This window comes from Oscillospiraceae bacterium (assembly GCA_034925865.1).
Classification (GTDB): domain Bacteria; phylum Bacillota; class Clostridia; order Oscillospirales; family SIG627; genus SIG704.
Window position 1 is genome coordinate 1 of the sequence record JAYFRN010000010.1, and the last position, 2,749, is coordinate 2,749.

The following is a 2,749-nucleotide window of genomic DNA, read 5'->3' on the forward strand; positions in this document are numbered from 1 at the left end:
ACTTTAGGCTATGTCGTAACCGAAGGAAAATCGCTTGTTTACAACGGCAAAACTCTTTATGAAAGCAATTCGCCTTCATCCGCGGCCTTCACCTTCGAATCTGACGAAGGAAGCGTAATCGACTGTGCGAAGGGCGGAACCGTAAAGCTTTACGTCCCGGCCGACAGCCTCAAATACAAGCTCATCGGACTCAAGCTCAACGGAGAAACGGCTCAATACACAGTCGACGAAAACAATGTCATGACCTTTACCGTCGCAGACGGAAAAACATATGTCGATTTTGTATACGACAAACCGGTTGCCGACGGAGAAAAGCCCGGCGACGATAAGCCCAGCGAAACGACCCCGGATAACGGCAATCTGAAATGGATAATAATCGGATCAGTTGCGGCTATTGCCGTTATAGCGGCTGTCTTGTCAGTCATCGCACATAAAAAAAAGAAAAGCAAATAATTAAAATCATCAAAAAGGCGCGGAAATCCCGCGCCTTTTTGATGCAGAAATACAAAGCTTCTTTGAATAGAAGCCGTACGAATTAATAAAACCGCTTATTTATTAACTCGGCATTTAAATAATTACAGCTTAAAGAGAGAAAAGACTCTGGTATATGGGCTTTTCTCTCTTATAAAACACGACTTATTTAAATGCCGTTTTAATAATTGTCTGCTGAACAATCATAAAACACATATGGCAGTAAGAAAGACATGAAAAACATGATTACACAGACGGCAATCAATAGATACTGAACTCTAAAATCAATGGCTGGTTTTTCAATTGCTAAAACTTCAATAGACATTATCTGTATTTTCACAAATATTAACTGAGTTTTAACAATTTTTTTCGTTATCTTGCAATTATGGTTAATTTATGCTATACTAATTAATAGTTATTAAGTTTTTACGAGGTGTTTATGAAAAGAATAATGGCAATTATCCTTTCCGCGCTTATGCTTACCGGGCTGTGCGCGGCCGCGTCTCCCGGTGTTTACGCCGAAGAGAAAACCGAATATATCTTCTCTGATTCCTTCGAAGATTATGAAGACGGCAAACTGCCCGGAAACGGATGGTCTGTAATTAAAGGCTCGGGCACAGAGGGAATCGTCACATCCGAAGCCGCCAACAATGGCAAAAAATCTTACTACAGTACCAATAACTCGGGACTAAGGTCAAAAAATATTCCCGTTACATCCGGATCATATTATAAAGTTTCTGCCGATGCCATAATTTCTGAAGGCAGCGCCCAGCTTTATGTCGAGTTCTGGAAGGGAAACAGCCGCCTAACTCCCGTTGAAATTTTAACGTTTTCAGGTTATGACTGGTCGACGGCCACAACAACCGTTCGCGCTGTCGACGGCGCTGAATACATGACAGTTTTGCTTTATCAAAGCGACGGCAATGTTGGCGCCGTTAATTATGATAATGTGCTCGTTTCGGTCGGCAAAGACCCAACTACCACAGATATAACAATGAAGCAGCTCGTTACGGGATATCCCCGCCTGTTCTTTACCGCCGCGGAAGCAGATTCCGTAAAAGCGAAAAAGGACGACAAGACACCCAATTACGCAAACACCACCAACCAGTCAGTATGCTCATACATTATTTCAACCGCGGACGCATATCTCAAGGAAAACTCATTCGCTTGTAGCTATTACAACGGATACCAAGTTACATATGATTTGCCGCTAAAACAGCCGGGGCCGCGCGAAAATCCGCCGGAATACGGTCATTCCGGTCAGTATCCGTATTGGACCGGTTTGGGAGGCGCGATAAAAGCGAGAATACAATATCCCGCGATGGCGTATTTCCTCACCGGAGACGAAAAATACGCGCGTCTTGCCACTGATTACTGTATGTGGCTTACCGAATGGACAAGCTGGTCCGACCCGACATACGGAGACGGGCTTGCATGCCTGGACAGTGGATATATCACAATGGGCGTATGCACCGCGTATGACCTGCTCTACGATTATTTCACCGACGAAGAACGCAGTGCCATCAAAGAAGCTATATACAAGTATTCTATTATCAATCAGCTTAAAGTATGGAACCTGACCATAGACCATAACGTTCAGATGGTCATTACCTCGTCAATGGCTGCAGCCGGATGCCTTCTGCTCGGCGAATACCCGGAAGCAAACGCCGCCGTTGTAAAGGCCCTGGAATATTTCAAGGTATTCCTTGACAGAAGAGTAAGCACCGAATCCCACGAGGGTACCGGGTATACATCACTGACCATCGAATACATGATGACCGCGGTCGACATAATCAACCGCGTCACGGGCGACACAAGCATCATAGACCACGAGTATCTCAACGAATTCCTGTTCAAATGGCTCGTGGCCGCCGGAGACAGCTCCAACGGCATTTTCCCTGTAATCAGCGACACCTCTGAAGGCGCAGGATTTTTCGTGACTGCCTCAATTATCAGTAAGTTAACCAATAACCCGCTCGCCGGATACTATCTGACGCGCGCAAAGGTATATTCAGCTTCGCTTGAAGGACTTATCTACTGCATAAACGATCCGGTTTCCGCCGTCCCCGGACAGGATCTGCAGTCGGTGAATATCAAAGGCGCGGGCTGGGGCGCGATGAGGACCGGCTGGAACGCGGGCGACACGCTTTTCGTGTTCTCCTGCAGCAAATCCGCAATGGGTCATAATCACCCGGACAACAACAGCTTTGATATTCTTCGCAACGGTGTCGCCCTCGCGACCGATCCCGGTTATGAGGATTATTCGCCCGGAGACAAC

General features: G+C 46.2%; 2 protein-coding genes. Both read left to right on the top strand.

All coding sequences use genetic code 11. The features are described from left to right. Positions 1-453: hypothetical protein (locus VB118_05640; protein MEA4832083.1), on the top strand; the 453-nt coding region annotated here is incomplete at its 5' end. 457 nt (positions 454-910) lie between these two features. Next, positions 911-2,749, top strand: a 1,839-nt coding sequence (locus VB118_05645; GenBank protein MEA4832084.1) for a DUF4962 domain-containing protein, incomplete at its 3' end; no start/stop codon positions are given.